The 7533-nt window shown below is 41.0% G+C and carries 7 protein-coding genes and 3 tRNA genes; 6 read left to right on the forward strand and 4 right to left on the reverse strand.

All coding sequences use genetic code 11. The features are described from left to right. Positions 1–514: PepSY-like domain-containing protein (locus tag ACZFYI_RS12400; RefSeq protein WP_462524449.1), on the reverse strand; the 514-nt coding region annotated here is incomplete at its 3' end. Between the two features lie 269 nt (positions 515–783). Between ACZFYI_RS12400 and ACZFYI_RS12405 the strand changes: the two genes are divergently transcribed. Together ACZFYI_RS12405 and ACZFYI_RS12410 are read left to right on the forward strand one after the other, a co-directional pair. After that, entirely contained in the window at positions 784–1620 is an 837-nt protein-coding gene (locus ACZFYI_RS12405; protein ID WP_462524450.1) for a purine-nucleoside phosphorylase, read from the forward strand. A 29-nt stretch (positions 1621–1649) separates the two neighbouring features. After that, a complete protein-coding gene (locus tag ACZFYI_RS12410; protein ID WP_462524451.1) occupies positions 1650–2450 on the forward strand; it encodes a purine-nucleoside phosphorylase in 801 nt (266 codons plus the stop codon). Between the two features lie 73 nt (positions 2451–2523). Here the strand turns inward: ACZFYI_RS12410 and frr are convergent, their stop codons facing one another. The 3 genes from frr to ACZFYI_RS12425 form a co-directional block, all read right to left on the reverse strand. Continuing rightward, positions 2524–3084, reverse strand: a complete 561-nt coding sequence (gene frr / locus ACZFYI_RS12415) for a ribosome recycling factor (RefSeq protein WP_462524452.1) — start codon at positions 3082–3084, stop codon at positions 2524–2526. Between the two features lie 12 nt (positions 3085–3096). Continuing rightward, entirely contained in the window at positions 3097–3807 is a 711-nt protein-coding gene (pyrH, locus tag ACZFYI_RS12420) for a UMP kinase (RefSeq protein WP_462524453.1), read from the reverse strand. Positions 3808–3909: 102 nt separating this feature from the next. After that, the gene (locus ACZFYI_RS12425; protein WP_462524454.1) at positions 3910–4404 is read right to left on the reverse strand and encodes an acyl-CoA carboxylase biotin carboxyl carrier protein subunit; all 495 of its coding nucleotides are present in this window, start codon (positions 4402–4404) and stop codon (positions 3910–3912) included. 49 nt (positions 4405–4453) lie between these two features. On the opposite strand from ACZFYI_RS12425, the gene ACZFYI_RS12430 reads away from it, so the two are divergent. From ACZFYI_RS12430 to ACZFYI_RS12445, 4 genes are all read left to right on the forward strand, one after another. Further along, the gene (locus tag ACZFYI_RS12430) at positions 4454–7069 is read left to right on the forward strand and encodes a M1 family aminopeptidase (RefSeq protein ID WP_462524455.1); all 2616 of its coding nucleotides are present in this window, start codon (positions 4454–4456) and stop codon (positions 7067–7069) included. 152 nt (positions 7070–7221) lie between these two features. Then, a tRNA-Tyr gene (locus ACZFYI_RS12435) sits at positions 7222–7304 on the forward strand. Positions 7305–7354: 50 nt separating this feature from the next. After that, positions 7355–7427, forward strand: a tRNA-Gly gene (locus ACZFYI_RS12440). 33 nt (positions 7428–7460) lie between these two features. Beyond that, positions 7461–7532 (forward strand) — tRNA-Thr (locus ACZFYI_RS12445). The last annotated feature ends 1 nt before the right edge of the window (position 7533 follow it).

Below are 7533 nucleotides of genomic sequence, written 5' to 3' on the forward strand. Positions count from 1 at the left end.
TCCCTATTTCCTTGACGAGGACATGGTATTGGTTCAACTCATCCCGCTCAATGAAAATGACTTTTATTATTTCATTTTCGGAATAGTTTTCTCTCAGGTATTCTTTTGCAGCCTCTGGTAAATCAGCAGGATCGATCACATTTGGCTTCGGTCCATCTTCTCCCGGCCTTCTTGGAGGACGGCCAAAACCACCCCTTCTTCTATGTCTTCCTTCGCAGTCTACTTCGGCCCCGTCCTCACCGAAGGCCTGGATTCTTCCATTTTCTGAAAATACCAGATTCATTTGGTTGGTTAAGTTCGCTTCAAATGACACTTCGTTTCCATCCGAAATCCGGAAAGCAGTGGTTACAACTTCCCCTTCAAAATTTTCTGCAATAAATGTCGTGGCAGATAGGGGAAGGTCATCTTCAGTTATTTCGGTGACAGAAATATCATCAATTGGTACAACCTCTTCCTGTTGGCATCCACTGATTATTCCCATAAAAATGGAAGCCATTAAAATTTTCTTTAACATGTTGTTTTCAGTTTTGTGGAACATAAAATTTTTGAATTTAAACCATTACGGAGGGTATGGGGAAAACAGTTGGTCGGGATTTGAAAAAAAAATTGGCAGATGGGTGAAATTCTCAATCAGGAATTGTAGCAGTCATTGATTTTGGATGAGAAGAAAACACATAAAATAGTATTTGATCTGAATTCCAATCTTCCCAATCCATATTTTTGTCAAACATGTATGACTTTCAAATAAATTCAGAATCCCTACCTTAGGGAAATTTTTAATCCATGACACCAACATCCACTATTTCCTATTCTGAGCAAATACAGACTGCTTATGAATACATAAAGAATCTTTATCCCAAATCCCCTCAGGCAGGAATTATCCTTGGTACCGGTTTGGGTCAACTGATCCAAAACATAGAGATTGAACTGGAAATCCCCTATGACACCATTCCATTTTTTCCTGTCTCGACAGTGGAAAGCCACAAAGGAAAACTGATTCTTGGAAAGCTTTCAGGAAAATCTGTAGTGGCTATGCAGGGAAGATTCCACTATTATGAAGGATATTCGATGAAGGAGGTGACCTTTCCCGTCAGGGTCATGAAAAAATTGGGAATCGGACATCTTTTTGTCTCCAATGCTGCGGGAGGTTTGAATCCTGATTATGGGATAGGCGAATTGATGATCATCAATGACCACATTGACTTGTTTCCTGAAAATCCCCTCAGGGGCAAAAATCTGGATGAATTTGGGGTGCGGTTTCCTGACATGTCCGAGCCCTATGACTTGTCTTTGGTCCAAAAAGGTCTGGAAATTGCGGCTGCAAACGGTCTGAAAGTACATCAGGGAGTTTATGCCGCAGTTCAGGGACCCAACCTTGAAACCAAAGCGGAATACAATTACCTACGGAAAATCGGAGGAGATGCCATCGGGATGAGTACCATTCCCGAGGTAATCGTAGCGAGGCATATGGAAATTCCTGTTTTTGCGATATCTGCGATCACCGACCTTTGTTCACCTGGTAAAGTCAGAAAAATAAGTCTTGCCGAAGTATTGGCGGGTGCTGCCAAAGCTGAACCCGGCATGAGCTTGATTATCCGGGAATTGGTCAAATTGCTTTGATTTTTTATTTGATCTCCAAAATCACAGTCATGGAAAAAGTACAGATTGCATATGAATTTTTGATTTCTCAAATTTCAGAAAAGCCCAAAACTGCCATAATTCTTGGTTCAGGTCTTGGAGGATTGATTGAGGAAATCAAAATTTTGGAGCGGATAGCGTATTCTGAAATTCCCCATTTCCCGATTTCAACTGTTGAAGGCCATGGTGGAGATTTGATTTTTGGTTTCTTGAATGCAGTTCCGGTCATGGCAATGAGTGGGAGATTTCATTATTATGAGGGATACGACATGTCAGAGGTAGTCTTTCCTTTTCGCGTGATGAAGCTGCTCGGTGTAGAAAGGTTGATCGTGACCAATGCTGCCGGGGGATTAAACGAGGATTTTGAAGCAGGTGATTTGATGCTTATAGAAGATATGATAAGCCTTTTGCCTGACAACCCATTGAGGGGAAGGAACAATGATAAGCTGGGGCCTAGGTTTCCGGATATGAGTGAGCCTTTTGACATAGATTGGATGGAAAAGACCAAATCGGAAGCAAATAGGTTGGGATTAGAATTGAAAACAGGAACCTATATAGGTTTGCAGGGACCAAAGTTGGAGACAAAAGCTGAGATCAGGTACTGCAGGATAATCGGAGGTGATGCAGTCGGCATGAGTACTGTCCCTGAGGTTATTGCTGCCAATCATATGGGCATGAAGGTTTTGGGGATCTCGGTGATTACCAATGAAAGCATTCCAAAAGTCGCCAAAGAATTTACCCATGCTGAGGTGGTGGCAGTTGCCAATCAGGCCGGGAAGAAGTTGGTGGAGTTGGTGAAAGCCATTGTTTGATTTCCATTTTGCAATCCATAAAAAAAGGCTTCCATTTTGAAATGGAAGCCTTTTTTAATAATTCTATATTTGATCAAACCGTCATGATTTCATGTTCTTTTTTCACTAGAATTTCATCGATTTTGGTAGAGTAACTATCAGTGAATTTTTGGACAGTATCTTCTGCTCTTTTGATTTCATCTTCAGAAGCACCCTCTTTTAGAAGTTTGCGGAGGGATTCATTTGTTTCTTTCCTTACCGTTCTGATAGATATTTTTCCTGATTCACATTCGTTTTTAGCTTGCTTCACCAGGTTTTTTCTTCTTTCTTCTGTCATAGGTGGAATCGTCAGGATGATGATTTCCCCATTGTTTTGTGGGGCAAGGCCAAGGTCAGAATTGATGATAGATCTTTCGATTTCGTTGATCAGGTTTCTTTCCCAAGGTTTGATAGTAAGTGTTCTCGCATCAGGAGTCGTCACTGAAGCCACTTGCTGAAGTGGTGTAGGTGAACCGTAATAGGCAACCATGATCCCATCCAAAAGATTGGGCATGGCTTTTCCCGCTCTGATTTTTAACAGTTCAGCAGCCGTATGGTTGACTGCTTTTTGCATCAGTTCTTTGGCTTCTTCCAGGTACATCTGAATTTCTTCCATAATTTATCCGGATTAGTTTGAAGTGATTAATGTTCCGATTTCTTCCCCGATGACAATTTTGTCAAGGTTGCCGGGTTTGTTCATATCAAAAACGATGATCGGTAGGTTATTTTCCTGACAAAGGGTAAACGCCGTCATGTCCATGATGTTGAGATTTTTTTCGTAGGCTTCCTGGTAGGAAAGCGTATTGTATTTGGTAGCACTTTTGTCTTTTTCTGGATCAGCAGTGTAAACACCGTCTACCCTTGTGCCTTTCAAGACGACATCAGCTTCAATTTCTATCGCCCTCAAAGCTGCGGTGGAGTCAGTGGTAAAATAAGGATTGCCGATTCCTGCTCCGAAAATGACGATTCTGCCTTTTTCCAAGTGGCGGATTGCTCTCCTCCTGATAAATGGCTCGCATACACTTTCAACTTTGATCCCCGACATCAATCGGGTGTACATTCCTCCCTGTTCAAGTGCACTCTGAAGAGCCATCGCATTGATCAATGTGGCAAGCATTCCCATGTAATCACCCTGTACCCGGTCGATTCCTGCATTTTCTGCCTGTACTCCTCTAAAAATATTGCCTCCTCCGATGACGATGGCGATTTCTACTCCCAAATCTTTGACACGTCGGATTTCTTGGGCATATTGTTCTAGTCTTTTGGAGTCAATACCGTAGTTTTTTTCTCCCATCAGCGCCTCGCCGCTAAGTTTCAGCAATATTCTTTTGTACTTCATTGTTGGTTTTTAAATGTGAAAAAGGCTAATTCAATCAGGTTGGTAAATTGATAAATCCGACAAATATAAATCCTTCCTTTAGAAATCTAAACCGTTGACTTCTTAAAATTGGATCAGGACTTGATTTTTCTCTACGCTTTGCCCTTTTTTGATTTTGATTGCTTTGACTGTTCCGTCTCCCGGTGATTTCAGGATGTTTTCCATTTTCATGGCTTCCAATATCAATACTGCATCACCTTTTTTTACCTCATCACCTTCTTTGACCTTGATATCAAAAATCAGACCCGGCATCGGGGCTTTGATTTCCTTGGCAGCTTGGCTTTGCAGGTTGTTCATTCCCAGCTTTTCCAACAATAAGTCAAATTTATCCTTCAGGGTTATTTCACAAGATTTATTGTTGAGTTTGAGCTTTACAGTTTTGGTTTCAGTTTCAAGACTTACCAACTCCAGATTGAATGACTGGTCCTTATAAATGACATGGTAATGGCTTTCCCGAATTTCAGAAATGTCCCAATCAAGGATATTTCCGTTTACAGCTACCATTTCTTTTGATTTTTCGACCTCAAAAACCGAATTCTTGATATTAACTGAGTACATTTCCTTTATTTTGCGCTAAATATACAATTAATCTTTAAAAAGCATTTTCATGGTATTCAATAAACCCAAGGCACTTTTCGCCATTTCAGTTTTCTTGATTTGGTCATGTCAAAGTTCCAAACCTGTAGCCGATCAAGAGGTTCAAAAGGCTATTAAGGCTACCAATGAGGCGATAGAAGATACTGTCTCAATCGACTCTTCCTCAATCAAGGCTTTGATTCCTGCTTTGGAAAATAAGATTGAAGCATACAGAGGATCTGATACCCGTTATTTTGACTTATTGCATACAGCTTTGGATTTGTCCTTTGACTATGAAAAAGAATGGGTAAACGGTGTGGCTGTCTTGACTTTGAAGCCCTATTTTTATCCCCAAAAAGAACTTGTCCTTGATGCTCAGGATTTTGATATCCATGTTTTTTCATTGATGGAGAAAGGAAATGAAACTCCATTGAATTTTCGATATGACGGACAAACAGTCACTGCTTATTTACCGCAAACCTATTCTGCCAAAGACACGGTTAATGTCAAAATAAAATATACAGCCAAACCAAACGAAAACCCTGAATTGGGAAGTGCAGCCATTACGGACACCAAAGGGCTTTATTTTATAAATCCAAGGGGAGAAGACCCCAATAAACCTACGCTTATTTGGACACAGGGAGAGACTGAACATAATTCCAAATGGTTTCCCACCATAGATTCTCCCAATGAAAGGATGACCCAGGAAATCCGAATGACGGTAGATAAAAAATACCGGACGATCAGTAATGGAATTCTAAAATCAAGCAAGGAGAATACAGACGGGACCAGAACTGACCATTGGGTGATGGACTTGCCTCATGCACCTTATTTGGCTGCAGTGATTGTCGGTGATTATGTGGAGATCAAAGACGAATGGGAAGGAATGCCTGTAAGGTATTACGTCGAGAAAGAATTCGAAGAAGGTGCCAAAACGGTATTTCAATACACTCCTGAGATGATTGGGTTTTTCTCCAAAATCCTTGGGGTTCGTTATCCTTGGCAAAAGTATGATCAGGTTGTAGTCCGGGATTTTGTTTCGGGGGCCATGGAAAATACCACCATTTCAGTTTTTATGGAAGAACTGAACCTGGATGCAAGGGGAGCGATTGACTCTGAATGGGATGGGATCATCGCCCATGAACTTTTTCACCAATGGATAGGGGATTATGTGACAAATGAATCTTGGGCAAATCTGACTTTGAATGAAGCGTTTGCCAATTACTCCGAATACCTTTGGTACGAATACAAAAACGGAAAGGATGATGCTGATATGCACCATATTTCTGAAATGGAAATGTATTTTGAAGAATCCCAAGAAAAGCAGGTCGATCTGATCAGGTTTTATTATAATGATTCTGAGGACATGTTTGACAGCCATTCTTATGCAAAAGGAGGGAGAATCCTTCACATGCTCAGGAGGCATATCGGAGATGAGGCATTTTTCGAGGGTATCAAACTTTATTTGACAAAACATGCATTTTCCAGTGTCGAAGTCCATGACCTTAGGATGGCATTCGAGCAGGTTACCGGCAGGGATCTCAATTGGTATTTCAATCAGTGGTTTTTAGCTTCAGGGCATCCTACTTTGGAATATGAGGTAGATTACAGTCAGCCTGAAAATCTTTTACTGACTGTTTCACAAAAACAAGACCTGACTTCTTCACCTCTTTACAAAATCCCCTTCAAAGTAAGCTGGTACCATGATGGAAAAAGATATGAAAAAGAATTGGTCTTGGACAAAGCTTGGCAGCAGTTTGCGATAGAGAATAAAGTTCCTGTAAAGGAATTGTATTTTGATGAGGCCTTGGAGCTTTTGGCCCAAAAACAATCGAAAAGAGGAGCAGCCGATTGGAAAAAACAGTTTAATGTTTCATCACTTGGAGTGTCTAGGTTTGAAGCGCTTGATAGCTTGGCAAATGTTTATCCTGAAGATCCTGAAGTCCGATCTATAGTCGGAAGTGCATTGAATGATCCATTTTGGGCGATCCGAGAAGCTGCCATCATGCATATTGCACAGCATCCTGATTGGCTTTTGGAGATTTCCGGTCTTGAACAGCGCTTATTTGAATTGGCAGAGTCAGATCCGAAAAATACCGTGAAGCAGGGAGCGATAGAAATGTTAAGCCTGATAGATCCGGATAAATACGCCCCATACTTTTTGAAATGGATGGAACAACCTTCCTATTATGTGGCAGGCGCTGCTTTGGCTGCTTATTTGGAAAATGAAAATAATGTAGATAGAGAAAGCATAGCATTAAGATTTGAATCTGAGAAAAACATCAGGTTATTGGTTCCGGTAGCCGAATATTACATCACAAATCTGGTAGCGGGTAAATCTGACTGGTTTCACAATAACCTAAGTGCGCAAAGTGGACAGTCACTTTATTATTTCCTCGGATATTACAGTGAATATTTTGTGCAGAATCCCGGGGAAGGAACGGAGAAAGTAATTAATAATTTATATGCCATAGCCAAAGATAACACCTCCAACTATGTCAGGATCGGAGCCTTCATGGGATTGTTTGGATTCATAGATGAGCCGGGAGTATTGGATAAGGCAAAAGAATTGTTTTCATTAGAAAAGGACGAATTAGCCAAAAGATATGAGGAATTTTTTCTCTCTCAATACCTTGAAGAAAATTAAACCACTGATTTTTATGTAATTAATGTAAGCATCCAAAAAATACTTTGAAATTTTCAGACATAATTTTGAATGTTTAGGAAAAGGGTATAATTTTGCCATCCGTTAAGAATACAAAAACCCGAATTGGGTTTTTTCTTGGGGAAAAATCAGTTGGGGGAATACCAAAGCGGCCAACTGGGACGGACTGTAAATCCGTTGACTTATGTCTTCACAGGTTCGAATCCTGTTTCCCCCACAAAGTGTGAATTGCAAAATAATTTATTACTTTTGCACAGCATTTCAAAAGCGGGAGTAGCTCAGTTGGTAGAGCGGCAGCCTTCCAAGCTGCAGGTCGCGGGTTCGAGCCTCGTCTCCCGCTCTATGCTTTTACAAAGCAGAGCGAATGTTACCAGCCGACGTAGCTCAGGGGTAGAGTACTTCCTTGGTAAGGAAGGGGTCACGGGTTCAATTCCCGTCGTTGGCTC

Source organism: Aquiflexum sp. (genome assembly GCF_977115555.1).